Genomic DNA, 13685 nt, shown 5'->3' with positions numbered 1-13685 from the left:
ACGCTATGCGAGAGGGCGCCACGGGAATATGGAGAATGGGGCCGGTCCCCATAGGGGGAAGTTATGGGCGGCGTAGTCCGCGCCCAGAAGCCCCCTCGCGATAATCCTTCGGACTGATGCCGTGACGGCCGAGCTTGTCATAGAGCGTTTTGCGCGGGACTCCCAGGATTGACATCGCCCGCGCGATGTCGCCGCCGCATGCGGTCATCGCGTCGCGGATCACTGCGGCTTCGAAGCGCGCGACGCGCTCGGCGAGCGTCATCTCGCCCTGGAGCGGCGCGCGGCTCGCGTCCGAAGGCAGGTTCAGAACGACGCTATAGGCGAAATTCTTGAGCTCGCGGACATTCCCTGGCCAGTCGTGCTCGACCAGATAGCGGCGGGTCCGATCGTCGATGCGAAATCCCGGCAAACCCATTTTTCTCGCTGCCTCGTCGAGGAAATAGGCAAAGGTCTGCGGAATGTCCGAACGCCGCTCGCGCAGCGGCGGAATGCGAAGCTTGACGACATGCAGCCGGTAATAAAGATCCTCGCGAAAGGTCCCTGCGCGCAACGCGTCCATCAGGTCGATCTTGGTGGCGGCGATGACGCGCAAGTCGACGGGCTCAGGCGCCGCGGCGCCGATCGGCTGCACCTCGCGCTCCTCGATCACGCGCAGCAGCTTGGCCTGTACGGCAGGATGCATCGTGTCGATCTCGTCGAGAAACAGCGTTCCGCGATGCGCGCTGCGGATGCGGCCAGCGTGGCCCAGCTTGCCGGTCGTGCGGTCAACGATATCGCTACCGAACAGCTCCGCCTCTGCGAGTTCCTGTGGCAGGGCGGCGCAGTTGACCGCAACCAGCGCGCCGCCGCTGCGGCGGCTCTGCCGGTGGATCATATGTGCGACAAGTTCCTTGCCGGTCCCGGTCTCCCCTTCGACCAGCACGTCGATATCCGCCTGCGCGAGCTGCGCAATGGTTTCGCGCAGCCGTGTCATGCTTGCGCTTTCACCGATCAGCGGACTGTCGACCTCGGCGACCGCGGCAACGAGGCGGCGGTTGTCGAGGATCAGCGCCCGATGCGCGAGCGCGCGTCGCGCCGAACTCGTCAGATGATCGGCGGCGAAGGGCTTGGCCAGAAAATCAAAGGCGCCGTCCTGCAGCGCGCGGACCGCCATCGGCACGTCAGCGTGGCCGGTGATCAGGATGACAGGGATATCGGGATCGACCTTGTGGATCGCCGCGCGAAATTCCAGTCCGTCCATCGCTGGCATGCGGATGTCGGAGATAACAATGCCGGCAAAATCGCGCGTGATGCGGGGCAGCACGTTCGCCGCATCGGCGAAAGCCTCGACTGCCAAGCCCGCGAGATCAAGCGACTGAAGGTTCGCGTCGCGAAGCTGCGGATCGTCGTCAACGAAAAGGATCGTCTGCTCGTCGGTGAAGAAGGTCATGCGCGCCTGAGCTCCATCCGGAAACCGGCACCGCCGAGGGGCGAGTTGATCAGCGTCAATTTGCCGCCGAAGTCGGCCACGATCTGGCTCGCGATAGCGAGCCCCAGACCGAGCCCGTCGGTGCGGCCGGTCACAAAGGGGGTGAAGAGCTGCGGCACGAGGTCTGCCGGTACGCCGGGGCCGTTGTCGCACACATCGATGCAGATGGCGCCTTCTCCATGTACGCGGAGCGAAAGACGGGGGGCCGGCGATTCGAGCAGCGCCTCGGCCGCATTCTGGAGCAGGTTGACAAGAACCTGTTCGAGTCGGACACGGTCGGCTTGTACCTTTGCATCGGGATCGTCGAGCGCGATGTCGATTATGATCCCCTGGCTGCGCAGCCGGTCGCCAATGAGCAACATTGTGCCCTCGATCGCCGCCTGCACTGCGACAGCGCTCAGCGGCATCGGCTTCTTGCGTGCGAAATTGCGCAGCTCGCCAGTGATGGCGCCGACGCGTGCTGTAAGCTCGACGATGGTGCCTAGATTGCCCCGCACCTTATCCGCCTCGCCGCGATCGAGATAGCGCAGGCTATTCTCGGCATAGGTGCGGATCGCTGCGACTGGCTGATTGATTTCATGCGCGACTCCTGCCGTGATCTGCCCGATCGAGCCGAGCCGACTTGCCTGGGCCAGCTCCTCGCGTGCGGCGCGATAGCGGCGGTCAGTCTCGCGCTGCAACTTGGAAGCCTGTTGCAGTTCAGCGTTGGCCGTGCGCAGATCCTGCGTTCGCGCCGCGACCTCGCGTTCGAGCGCTTGATGTGCAGCTTGGCGCATCGCCTGCCGTTCGACAAGGCGGAGCAGGGTGATGATGGCTGCCCCGGCGAGGATCAACAGGACCAGAAAGATCACGCGGGCGGTGGCGGTCGCGGCATCGCGCGCCGGCGCAAGCGGCTGAAACTGGTGCAAAGTGGTGCCGGGAAGCGAGATGCGCGCTGACGCGTGGCGATAAAGCGCTGCGCCGTCGCCGTTTGCGATGCGAAGGTCGCTGCCGCGGCGCTGAAGTCCGAGCGGCGCGAGTGCGCGTTCGCCATAGCGCAGCGAGGCCCGCAGGCGTTCGCGCGCCGCCGCCGGCAGCGGATCGAGAGAGCGGAACTGCCACGCGGGGTTGCTTGCCATGATGATGATGCCGCTACTGTCGGTGACCAGCGCGGCACCGCCTGAGCCCGCCCATTTGCGCTCGAGCCGGTCAAACTCGACCTTCACCACAATCACGCCCAGCGCCTTGCCTTCGGGGGCGACCTTACGCGCAAGGTAGAGGCCGGGGCGGCCGCTCACGGTGCCGAGGGCAAACAGCTCGGCCTCGCCCAGAGCCATGGCGTCCCGATAATAGGGGCGAAACCTGTAATTCTCGCCGACGAAGCTGGTCGGCGTGCGCCAGTTGCTCGCGGCGATCGTGGTGCCCCCTTCGTCAAGGACGTAAATCACCGCCGCATCGGTGCGCGCCGCGAGCTGTTCAAGTTCGGCGTCGAGACGCCGCGAGGCCTCCGCGCTCTTGTCCGCCAGTGCGCGGCGGACGTCCGGAAATTCGGTCAGGACGCGCGGCAACAGGCGGAACTTCTGCAATTCGCTTTCGAGAAGGCTCGCATGCGCACGGGCGTTCTGACGGGCCTGCGCATCGGTCTCTGACCGGGCCCGGCCGATCGCCCATTGGTTGAGGCCGACGGCGGCGATCAGGAGCAGAAGCGCGGCCGCCAGTGTCGCCAGCGTCAGCCGGCGCCGATCGAACGAAGGATGGGCCCGAAAGGTCGAATCATCGGCAGGCATTTGTGTGAAATATAGCACAAATATCACACGCGCTATGCGGAAAATCGCACAAACTTCCGCCGATGCGGCGAAGGAAATCCAATATTATCCATAGAAATCAAATGCATGAGTTCTTTGCATTTCCGACTTTGACCGGACCTTTGGCCCTCTTAGGCTTCCCCAACATCCGGAGGAGCGGCCGGACGTGCGCTGCAGGCGCGAGGGAGCAAGGGAGAAGCTGTGGCTGCCACAATCAGTTTGACGCCGCGCGAAGCGATCCGGCACCGCCCCTGGTGGGCACACCTCTATGTGCAGGTGCTGACCGCGATTTTCGCGGGCGTGCTGCTCGGCCATTTCTTCCCCGAGATCGGCGTCGCCTTGAAGCCGCTCGGCGACGGCTTCATCAAGCTGGTCAAGACGATCATCGCGCCGGTGATCTTTCTGACCGTTGCGACCGGCATCGCCTCGGTGGGCGAGGCCAAGACGCTGGGCCGGCTGACGATCAAGACATTCGCCTATTTCCTCTTCTTCTCGACACTTGCGCTGGTCGTCGGAATGGTGGTCGCGAATGTGGTGCAGCCGGGGACGGGGATGAACATCGATCCGGCGACCCTCGATGCCGGAGCGATCGCGGAATATAAGCAAAAGGCGCATGAGACGACGCTGACGGGCTTCCTCCTCGCGATCATTCCGGAAACATTTGTATCGTCGCTGACCTCGGGTTCGATCCTTCAGGCGCTGTTCGTCGCGATCCTCTTCGGCCTCGCGCTCTCGCGCACCGGCGCGGCAGGGAAACAGGTGCTGGGGATTCTCGACAAGGTCTCGGTCGTCTTTTTCCACATCGTCGCGATGCTGATGCGTTTCGCGCCGATCGGCGCGTTCGGCGCCATGGCCTTCACGATCGGCAAATATGGCGTCGATTCGCTCGCGAACCTTGGCGCACTGATCGCGACCTTTTATCTGACTTCGCTATTCTTTGTCGTCGTCGTGCTCGGCGCGATGGCACGGCTCTGCGGATTTTCGATCATACGCCTGATCGCATACCTCAAAGCCGAACTGCTGCTCGTACTGGGAACCTCCTCATCGGAAGCGGCGCTGCCGAGCCTGATCGAGAAGCTCGAACGCGCGGGCTGTGCCAAGCCGGTCGTCGGCATGGTCGTGCCAACCGGCTACAGCTTCAACCTCGACGGCACCAACATCTATATGACGCTCGCCGCGCTTTTCGTTGCGCAGGCGACGGGCATCCAGCTGAGCCTTGGCGAACAGGTTGCGCTGCTGCTCGTCGCAATGGTGAGTTCGAAGGGCGCTGCCGGTGTCACCGGCGCGGGCTTCATCACGCTCGCGGCGACGCTGTCGGTGGTTCCCTCTGTCCCCGTAGCGGGGCTGGCGCTGATCCTCGGCATCGACCGGTTCATGAGTGAATGCCGCGCGCTCACCAATTTCATCGGCAACGCCCTCGCGGCGATCGTCGTCGCGATGTGGGAAAATGCGCTCGACCGCGACGCACTCGACCGCGCGCTCCGCGTCGAACCCGCGCCCGGGCTCGCGGCCCGTCCCATCGAAACAGACATGGATTGAGACCTGCAGAGTCCACCACCAACAGGATATGGGGAGAGAGACAATGATTTCGACCAAAGGTCGCTGGGCCCGCCACAGCAGCTATTCGGCGCTGATTCTTTGAGCCGCGTTCCAGCCGCCCCTCGCCGCCCAGGAAGCGCCGGCGGGCGCTGCGAGCGCGGACGCAATCGCTGATGCCGGCGAGATCATCGTCACCGGCAGCCGCATCGCGCGCGAGACATATGATACCGCCGCGCCTACCGTCGCGGTGACGCGTGACGAGCTGCTCGAATCAGGCGACAGCGAACTCAGTGAGACGCTCGCCGACCTGCCACAACTCACCTCGACCACCAATGATGCGACCGTCACCGGCAACACGCAGAATTCGGGGCTTTCGTCGATTCAGCTGCGCGGTCTGGGGGACAACCGCACGCTTGTGCTCGTCGATGGCCGGCGCACCGTGTCGAACTCGGGCATCACCAATCTGGTCAGCCTTTCGACCATCCCCAGCGATTTCATCGACCGGGTCGAGATCATCACCGGCGGCACTTCGTCCATCTACGGGTCGGATGCCGTCGCGGGCGTCGTCAACATTATCACCAAGAAGAACGAGCGGGGGCTGATGCTGCGCGCCCGCACAGGACTCACCAGCCGGGGCGACGGGCAGGAATTGACGCTGGGCGCGACCTGGGGCACGCGCTTCGCCGATCGCCGGGGCTATTTCCTGATCAGCGGCACGTACGATCGTGACTGGGGCATTCGCGCGACCGACCGCGAATGGGCGGTACGGCCGATCGGCTACAGCTATGATTTTGAAACCGGCCAGAACATGTTCGATACCTATTATGTGAACAATAGCGGCGGGCTCACCAGCGGTCAGCAGCCCGCGTCGACCTTCCCCCCAAATATATACAGCGACCTCAGCAGCTTCATTCCAGGCGGCGTCTTTTCGGGCGCCAATTCGTCGCGCGATCGCTTCTACCGGGATGGTCAGATGGTACCCTTGGGGCCGGACGTGCAGACGGGTGAACCGATTGAAATCGGCACGACCGACAATGGCAATACCGGCTATTTCCTGCCCAACCGCGACGGCTACAACCAGCGCATGGGCCGGTCGCTGATCCTGGCGCGCAAGCGTTATCTTGCGGCGGCGAAGCTCGATTATGAGTTTTCCGACGCGCTCGAGGGCTTTGCGCAGGCGCAATATTCGCGTGTCGATTCGGGCGAGACGCGCGAGGCCGTGGGAATCGGCTGGGATTCGACCTTTCCGCTGACCGATCCCGTCAGCGGCATCACCCAGGAATATGAATATGGAAAGATCCCGTGCCTTCGGAACGGGCCGTGTAATCCCTTTGTCCCGCCGGAACTGGGCGGGCGCGAGACACCGTCGACCGGCGTGGGTATCGCCTGGGACCGCCGGTTCGACGAAGTCGGGGGCCAGATCACCGAGAACAAGCGTCAGACGCTGCGCAGTTGGATCGGATTGCGCGGAAAATTGTCTGACAGCTGGCGGTGGGAGGCGAGTTTCGGCTATGGCCAGTACAAGCAGGACCAGTGGCGGCGAAACGAAATCAACGCCCGGCACCTGATCGAGGGTCTCAACGCCGAAGAGGGGCCTGACGGCAATCCGCGCTGCGTCAACGCCGATGCGCGCGCCGAGGGCTGCGTTCCGGTCAACCTGTTCGGCGAAGGCGCGATCACGCCCGAAGCCGCGGCGTGGATCCGTGCCGACCTGCACCAGAATCTGACAATCCGCCAGTATACAGGACAGGCCTTTGTCACCGGCGACCTCTTCACCCTGCCGGCGGGGCCGGTTGGGGCCGCTTTTGGCGTCGACTGGCGCAAGGACAGCCAATTGCTGCGCGGCGATGTACTGTCTCAGGCGGGCGGGACAACGGGCAATGCGGTGCCCAATTTTTCAGGGTCGATCAGCGCGATCGAAGGCTATGGCGAGATCAGCGTTCCGCTGCTCAGAGAGGTGCCGGGCGCACATCTGCTGAGCCTCGATGCCTCCGCGCGCGTCGCACATTACGACATCGACCGCGTGGGAACGGTGTTCAGCTGGCGCGCCGGCGCGCAATATGCCCCGATCGAGGCCATCCGGTTCCGCGCCCAGTTTGCGCGGGCGCAGCGCGCACCCGATATCGCTGAACTATTTTCCCCGCCGCGCGGCAATTTTGAAGCCGCGACCGACATCTGCGACGGTGTGCGACCGACGACCACGGGCCGTATCGCAGCGAATTGCCGCCTCGATCCGGGGATACAGGCGCTCTACACACAGCAGGCGCTCGAAGGCGTGACGCAGCGCTACGAGCAGGTTGGCGGCAATCTGTTCAGCCCCAATGCGGGAAACTCTGACCTCAAGGAGGAAACGGCCGACACGCTGACGCTCGGGGCCGTTTTCGCGCCGCGCTTCCTGCCCGGACTGAGTCTCGCCGTCGACTATTACGACATCAAGATACGCGATGCGATCGACGCCTATTCCAACCTCGACATCCAGCTGCAATGCTATGACACCGACGTTCCGCAGGCGGACAATCCCTTTTGCGCCGACATCACGCGCAATCCGAACAATGGCCAGATTGTCGAGCTGATTCAGCGGCAGGTCAATCTGGCGCGCTTCGATACCTCGGGAATCGATATCGCGCTCAACTATCGATTCCGCCTCGACGACGCGCTCGGGATCCCGGGACGCTTCGATCTGCGCTACGACGGCACGCATATATTGAACCAGAAGGTGAGCTTCGCCGGGATCGACGGCACCGTCACCAACGACCTTGCGGGCGACCTTGCCAACGGTAGTTTCAAATATCGCGCACGAGGCTCGCTAAGCTGGAGGCTCGACAATTTCCGCATCCGCTGGACGACGACCTATTATGGCAAGATCAACGATAGCAACCAGTTGCTCGACCGCTATCGCGCTCTGCTTGAAACCAATGCCGGCGCAGAGGTTCCGACCTATTTGTTCATCGGCGATGTCTGGGAGCATGACCTGTTCCTCTCGTTCGACGTAGATAGTGGCGGCCAGAAGTTCCGCCTTTATGGCGGGGTGAACAATCTTTTCGATTCGACCAGCCCGTTCCTCCCCACCGGTACCGAAAGCGGACGGCTGACCAACCAGAACGGCGTATATGATATCGCCGGTCGCCGCTTCTACGTCGGGGCAACGGTGAAATTCTGATGCAGGGCATCTTCGCTTTTCAGCTTCGCGGGCTGCATCCACTGGACCCGCGAAGGCCATCGCGGCGGCGGCGCTGCTGGTGCTGGCAGGGTGCGCGCCCGGTCGGCGCCCGCCAGCGCCGCCCCGCATGGCGAGTATGGAATGGCGGCGTCGTGGACGGCGTCTGCATCGCTTCGGGTAGGCGGGGAAGAAGTTTCTGCAAGCGGCTCGCAGCCATGAAGCGGCTCGGCAATTAGGGAGCAGGTTATGACGTATCGAAGGGATATCGGGCTCCTGATCGTTTCAGTCATGCTCGCCATGACGCCGGTGGCTAGGGCGCAGCAGGCGACGCCGGCGCCCGTCACGCAAAAGGCCGTGGCTCCGCGCACGATCCTGTTTATCGGCAACAGCTTCACCCAGGGCGCGCACTCGGCGGCTCGCAACTGGCGCGCGGGCACGGTCACCGACCTCAATGGCGCGGGCTATGGCGGCGTGCCGGCCCTCTTCAAGCTGTTCTGCGACCAGATGGGACTCGACTATGCCGTCAGCCTCGAGACGCAGGGCGGCAAGACGCTTGGCTTTCATTATGATAAGCGCCGTGCCCTGTTCGACCGTTCCTGGGACGTGGTCGTCCTGCAGGAGCTCAGCGTCCTCAACCGCGACAAGCCAGGCGACACTGCCCATTATCTGCGCGATGTGGCGCGGCTGACCTCGCTCTTCCGCGCGCGCAATCCGGCGGTCGATATCCGGCTGGTGGCGGCCTGGACGCGCGCCGACCAAATCTACCGTCCCCAGGGGCACTGGTATGGCCGGCCGGTCGCCGCGATGGCCAACGACCTGCGCGCCGCCGCTGACGGTGCCCGCGCCGCGACGCGGGGCGTCAGGGGGGTGCTTCCCGTGGGACAGGCGTGGAACCGAGCGATGGCGCAAGGCGTCGCCGACCCCAACCCTTATGACGGCATCGCCTATGACCAGCTCGATCTTTGGGCCTATGATCATTATCACGCGAGTGTCGCGGGCTATTATCTCTCCGCCCTGGTGACCTTCGGCGCGGTAACGGGCATCGATCCGACGACGCTCGGCGCGAAGGAAAAGGCGGCCGACGAGCTTGGCCTCTCCGAGGCGCAGGCCGCGGCGCTTCAGCGCGTGGCCCGGGATACGCTGGCGGCCGAAGGAGCGCGGCTCACCGAAGAGTGATCGCACTTGGGCTTCACGGCGCTCCGTGCTAGGCGGCGCGCCCATGCTGACGATCAACGACCTGACCGTGCGCCTCGGTGGGCGCACCATCCTCGACCGCGCGAGCGCGAGCCTGCCGGCGAAGAGCCGGACGGGACTGATCGGCCGTAACGGCGCGGGCAAATCGACGCTGATGAAGGCGATGATCGGCAGCCTCGAACCGGACGAGGGCGGCATCGAGATGCCGCGCAAGACGCGTATCGGCTATATTGCGCAGGAAGCGCCAAGCGGAACCGCGACGCCTTTCGAGACTGTCCTTGCAGCCGATACCGAACGCGCCGAGCTGCTTGCGCAGTCCGAAACGGTCACAGACCCCGACCGGCTGGGCGACATTCACGAGCGGTTGATCGCGATCGATGCCTATGCCGCGCCGGCGCGGGCGGCGCGCATCCTTATCGGCCTCGGGTTCGACGAAGAGATGCAGGGCCGGCCGCTCGACAGTTTTTCGGGTGGGTGGAAGATGCGCGTTGCGCTCGCGGCACTCCTTTTCTCGAACCCCGATCTGCTGCTGCTCGACGAGCCATCGAACCACCTCGACCTTGAAGCCACGATGTGGCTCGAAAGCTTCCTGCGCAGTTATCCGGGGCAGCTCGTTGTGATCAGTCACGAGCGCGACCTGCTCAACAATGTCGTCGATCATATCCTGCATCTGGAGGGCGGCAAGGTGACGCTCTATCCGGGCGGCTACGATGCGTTCGAGCGCCAGCGCGCCGAACGCGCGGCACAGCTCGCCGCTGCCAAGGCGGCGCAGGACGCGCAGCGCGCCAAGCTCCAGGACTATATCGCGCGCAACAGTGCTCGTGCCTCGACCGCGAAGCAGGCCCAATCGCGCGCCAAACAGCTCGCGCGCATGCAGCCGGTCGCCGCGATCGCCGAAGACCCCAGCCTGGTTTTCGATTTTCCAAGCCCCGCCGACGGGCTGAGGCCGCCTCTCATCACGCTCGACCTTGCCAGCGTCGGCTATAGACCCGGGGAACCCGTGCTCAGCCGCCTCAACCTGCGCATCGACCCCGACGATCGCATCGCGCTCCTGGGACGCAACGGCAATGGCAAGACGACGCTCGCGCGGCTGCTTGCGGCGCAGCTGCAACCCGAGGACGGCGCCATGGCCGCGTCGGCCAAGATGCGCGTCGGCTATTTCACGCAGTATCAGGTCGAGGAGCTCGACGGCAGCGATACGCCGCTTGGTCACATGACAAGGGTGATGGCCGGGAAAACGCCGGGCGCCGTGCGCGCGCAGCTGGGACGCTTCGGCTTTTCGGGGGCCAGGGCGACGACCGAGGTCGGCAAGCTGTCGGGCGGGGAGCGCGCGCGGCTCGCGCTCGCGCTGATCACGCGCGATGCACCGCACCTTCTCATCCTCGACGAGCCGACCAACCACCTCGATGTCGACGCGCGCGAGGCGCTGGTGCAGGCACTCAATGGCTTTGAGGGCGCCGTTCTCATTGTCAGCCACGACCGTCACATGCTCGAACTCGCCGCCGATCGGCTGGTGCTCGTCGATGGCGGGACCGCGAGCGACTTTGATGGCAACATGGACGATTATGTTGCCTTCATCCTCGGCAGGGCCGCGAACGAGGATGTGAAGACGGCGCCCGCGAAGCCGAAGGACGCCAAGCTTGCACGGCAGGAGGCGGCGAAAGCGCGCGAGGCCCAGGCGGCGCTGCGCAAGTCGGCGAAAGATCTTGAGGCGCAGGCTGCGAAGCTTTCGGCGCGGATTTCGGCGATCGACCGGGCGATGTTCGATCCCGCGAGCGCTGAATCTGCACTCGCAAAGCTCACGATGGGCGACCTCGCGCAGCGCCGCGGCAAGCTTGCTTCAGAGCTCGAAAGCGTCGAGGCGGCGTGGATGGATGCCTTGGAAGCGCTGGAAGCAGCCGCCTGATCCTGCTGTTTCGCCACATTCCATCCTGCCGGGTGACGCAAGATGCTGTTTCTCCAGCCAGGTCGCCCTGCCTGCGACGGCATTGACTTGCTGCCCCTTAACCCTCATAATAGTTTCATTTGAAACCATATGAGGGATTGACCATGGCCGATCTGTTCGAAAATCCGCTGGGGCTCGACGGCTTTGAGTTCGTCGAATTCTCAGCGCCCGAAAAGGGGATTCTCGAGCCGGTATTCGAGCGCATGGGCTTCACCTGCATCGCGCGCCATCGCTCGAAGGACGTGCAGCTTTGGCGCCAGGGCGACATCAACCTGATCGCCAACTATGAGCCGAAGTCGCCCGCCGCCTATTTTGCAGCCGAGCACGGCCCGTCGGCATGCGGCATGGGCTGGCGCTGCCGCGACGCCGCAAAGGCCTATGCCGAGGCGGTCGAGCGCGGCGCTGAGCCGGTCGAGGTGCGCACCGGTCCGATGGAACTGCGTCTGCCCGCGATCCGTGGCATCGGCGGCTCGATCATCTATCTGATCGACCGCTACGGCGACGACCTTAGCATTTACGATATCGACTTCGTCTATGAAGACGGCGTCGATCGCCATCCCGTCGGCGCGGGGCTGAAGGTGATCGATCATCTGACGCACAATGTGTACGGCGGACGCATGGCGCATTGGGCCGCCTTTTACGAGCGCATCGCGGGCTTCCGCGAGATTCGCTATTTCGATATCAAGGGCGAATATACCGGTCTGACGTCGAAGGCGATGACGGCGCCCGACGGCAAGATTCGTATTCCGTTGAACGAGGAAGGCGCGGGCGGAGGCGGCCAGATCGAGGAATATCTGCGCGCCTATAATGGCGAGGGTATCCAGCATATCGCCTTTGCGTGCGACGACCTCTGCGCCTCGTGGGACAAGCTGAAGGCGCTCGGCAATCCCTTCGCGCCGTCACCGCCTGAAACCTATTACGAGATGCTCGACGAGCGATTGCCGGGACATGGCGAGCCGGTCGAGGAGCTGAAGGGGCGCGGTATCCTGCTCGACGGCTCGACGACCGAAGGTGACCCCCGGCTGCTGCTCCAGATTTTCGGCCAGACGGTGATCGGTCCCGTTTTCTTCGAATTTATCCAGCGCAAGAAGGACGAAGGCTTCGGCGAGGGTAATTTCACCGCGCTGTTCAAGTCGATGGAACTCGACCAGATCCGCCGCGGTGCGCTTGAGGTCAAGGAGGACGCCTGATCCATCCGCTCACCCTCAAGCAGTCGCGGGGTGGGCCAAGGGAGATGCTTCAACAAGCTCAGCAAGAGCGGAAGGTGTAGAATGACGAGCCCCATGAAAAGTCCCGTCAGACTGGGCGGCGTTCACCACGCCGCCTACCGCTGCAAGGACGCCAAAGAAACCGTGGAATGGTATGAGCGCATGCTCGGCATGACCTATACGACCGCCTTTGCCGAGGATCATGTGCCGTCGACCGGCGAATACGACCCCTATATGCATGTCTTTCTCGACGCGGGCGGCGGCAATATCCTCGCATTCTTCGAACTGCCGAACCAGCCCCACATGGGCCGCGACGAAAATACTCCGGCCTGGGTCCAGCACCTCGCCTTCAAGGTCGGCAGCTATGACGAGCTGGTCGCGGCAAAAGCGCATCTTGAAGCGAACGGGGTCGAAGTCCTCGGCCCTACGCATCACGGCATTTTCAAGTCGATCTATTTCTTCGACCCCAATGGGCACCGGATCGAGCTCGCGTGCGACATCGGCACCGACGAACAATATTCCGAGCTGCGGCGCGTCGCGCCGCTGATGCTCGAGGAATGGAGCCGAACCAAGAAGGCGCCACGCCACGCCGACTGGCTGCATCAGCAGGCGAACGAATAAAGATCGCGGGCCTGGCCCACCTCGCATCAAGCGAAGTCAACCGACATGAGATGTTTGCGTTCGGCGCGTCTCGAGCTTGCTCGACTCAAAGGGCTAGTTTCGGTCGAGCCCGATGCTTTCGAGCGTTGCACCGCTGCACTTGTCGGCGGTCTTTTCGCCGCCGCCTGACAGGGCCCCCACGACCAGAAACCCTGCCACTACCGCGACCAGAAATCCTCCCGCGACCCAGGCGAGATATTTGTCGATGAACGCCTTGATCGGCGCCCCGAACAACCGGAACAAGATGCCCACGAGCATGAAAGAGAAAGCGCGGCTGGCGAGGCTCGCCCACAGAAAGGTCCAGAAGTTCATGTGGATGAAGCCGGCGGTGATCGTCAGCAGCTTGAAGGGGATGGGTGTTGCGCCCTTCACCAAGATGATTTCGGCACCATAGTCACGAAGATAGCAGGCTGCAGACGGAAAGGCCTCGGCGAGACCCAGCACACCGAGCAGCCAGAGACCGACGCTCTCATAGAGGAAGAAGCCGATGGCGTAACCAAGCACGCCGCCTGCCACCGAGGCGAGCGTGCAGACGAGCGCATAGCGCACGGCCTTCTGGGGATTGGCGAGGCACATCAGCCCGAGCATGGGGTGCGGGGGGATGGGAAAAAAGCTCGCCTCGACGAAGGAGACGAGGGCGAGCCAAAATTCGGCGTGGGGGTGAGCCGACTTCTCCATGGTCCAGTTATAGAGGTTCTGGATCATGGACTTGTTGCGCGGGGTGGCG

At 63.7% G+C, this 13685-nt stretch carries 9 protein-coding genes; 6 read left to right on the top strand and 3 right to left on the bottom strand.

Annotated features, from left to right (window positions below; genetic code table 11):
- Window positions 1-61: 61 nt before the first annotated feature.
- On the bottom strand, window positions 62-1429 hold the full coding sequence (locus tag B5X69_RS04615; protein ID WP_079637530.1) for a sigma-54-dependent transcriptional regulator: 1368 nt from the start codon (window positions 1427-1429) through the stop codon (window positions 62-64).
- Window positions 1426-3234, bottom strand: a complete 1809-nt coding sequence (locus tag B5X69_RS04610) for a sensor histidine kinase (protein WP_079637529.1) — start codon at window positions 3232-3234, stop codon at window positions 1426-1428. Before B5X69_RS04610 ends, B5X69_RS04615 begins: the two co-directional genes overlap by 4 nt.
- A gap of 219 nt (window positions 3235-3453) precedes the next feature.
- Between B5X69_RS04610 and B5X69_RS04605 the strand changes: the two genes are divergently transcribed.
- The 6 genes from B5X69_RS04605 (at window position 3454) to B5X69_RS04580 (ending at window position 12919) form a co-directional block, all read left to right on the top strand.
- The gene (locus B5X69_RS04605; protein WP_079637528.1) at window positions 3454-4791 is read left to right on the top strand and encodes a dicarboxylate/amino acid:cation symporter; all 1338 of its coding nucleotides are present in this window, start codon (window positions 3454-3456) and stop codon (window positions 4789-4791) included.
- A 166-nt stretch (window positions 4792-4957) separates the two neighbouring features.
- The gene (locus B5X69_RS04600; protein ID WP_342745788.1) at window positions 4958-7951 is read left to right on the top strand and encodes a TonB-dependent receptor plug domain-containing protein; all 2994 of its coding nucleotides are present in this window, start codon (window positions 4958-4960) and stop codon (window positions 7949-7951) included.
- A 246-nt stretch (window positions 7952-8197) separates the two neighbouring features.
- Window positions 8198-9127, top strand: coding sequence for a DUF4886 domain-containing protein (locus B5X69_RS04595; RefSeq protein WP_079637526.1), 930 nt, complete (start codon window positions 8198-8200; stop codon window positions 9125-9127).
- 43 nt (window positions 9128-9170) lie between these two features.
- The gene (locus B5X69_RS04590) at window positions 9171-11051 is read left to right on the top strand and encodes an ABC-F family ATP-binding cassette domain-containing protein (protein ID WP_079637525.1); all 1881 of its coding nucleotides are present in this window, start codon (window positions 9171-9173) and stop codon (window positions 11049-11051) included.
- Window positions 11052-11194: 143 nt separating this feature from the next.
- On the top strand, window positions 11195-12280 hold the full coding sequence (hppD, locus tag B5X69_RS04585) for a 4-hydroxyphenylpyruvate dioxygenase (protein WP_079637524.1): 1086 nt from the start codon (window positions 11195-11197) through the stop codon (window positions 12278-12280).
- Window positions 12281-12373: 93 nt separating this feature from the next.
- Window positions 12374-12919 (top strand): VOC family protein, encoded by a 546-nt coding sequence (locus B5X69_RS04580; RefSeq protein WP_079637523.1) that lies wholly within the window; start codon window positions 12374-12376, stop codon window positions 12917-12919.
- A gap of 93 nt (window positions 12920-13012) precedes the next feature.
- Here the strand turns inward: B5X69_RS04580 and B5X69_RS04575 are convergent, their stop codons facing one another.
- Window positions 13013-13663 carry a YqaA family protein gene (locus B5X69_RS04575; protein WP_079637608.1) on the bottom strand — a complete coding sequence of 217 codons (651 nt, stop codon included), beginning with the start codon at window positions 13661-13663 and terminating at the stop codon, window positions 13013-13015.
- Between the last annotated feature and the right edge of the window lie 22 nt (window positions 13664-13685).

The sequence above is a fragment of the Sphingopyxis flava genome, assembly GCF_900168005.1.
Taxonomy (GTDB): Bacteria; Pseudomonadota; Alphaproteobacteria; order Sphingomonadales; family Sphingomonadaceae; genus Sphingopyxis; species Sphingopyxis flava.
Note: the sequence above shows the minus strand (reverse complement) of the source record. Positions and strands in the feature narration are given on the sequence as shown.

Coding starts and splice junctions, on each gene's coding strand:
- B5X69_RS04615 (WP_079637530.1), bottom strand. CDS start 1,429: ATGACCTTCTTCACCGACGAGCAGACGATCCTTTTCGTTGACGACGAT.
- B5X69_RS04610 (WP_079637529.1), bottom strand. CDS start 3,234: ATGCCTGCCGATGATTCGACCTTTCGGGCCCATCCTTCGTTCGATCGG.
- B5X69_RS04595 (WP_079637526.1), top strand. CDS start 8,198: ATGACGTATCGAAGGGATATCGGGCTCCTGATCGTTTCAGTCATGCTC.
- B5X69_RS04590 (WP_079637525.1), top strand. CDS start 9,171: ATGCTGACGATCAACGACCTGACCGTGCGCCTCGGTGGGCGCACCATC.
- hppD (WP_079637524.1), top strand. CDS start 11,195: ATGGCCGATCTGTTCGAAAATCCGCTGGGGCTCGACGGCTTTGAGTTC.
- B5X69_RS04580 (WP_079637523.1), top strand. CDS start 12,374: ATGAAAAGTCCCGTCAGACTGGGCGGCGTTCACCACGCCGCCTACCGC.
- B5X69_RS04575 (WP_079637608.1), bottom strand. CDS start 13,663: ATGATCCAGAACCTCTATAACTGGACCATGGAGAAGTCGGCTCACCCC.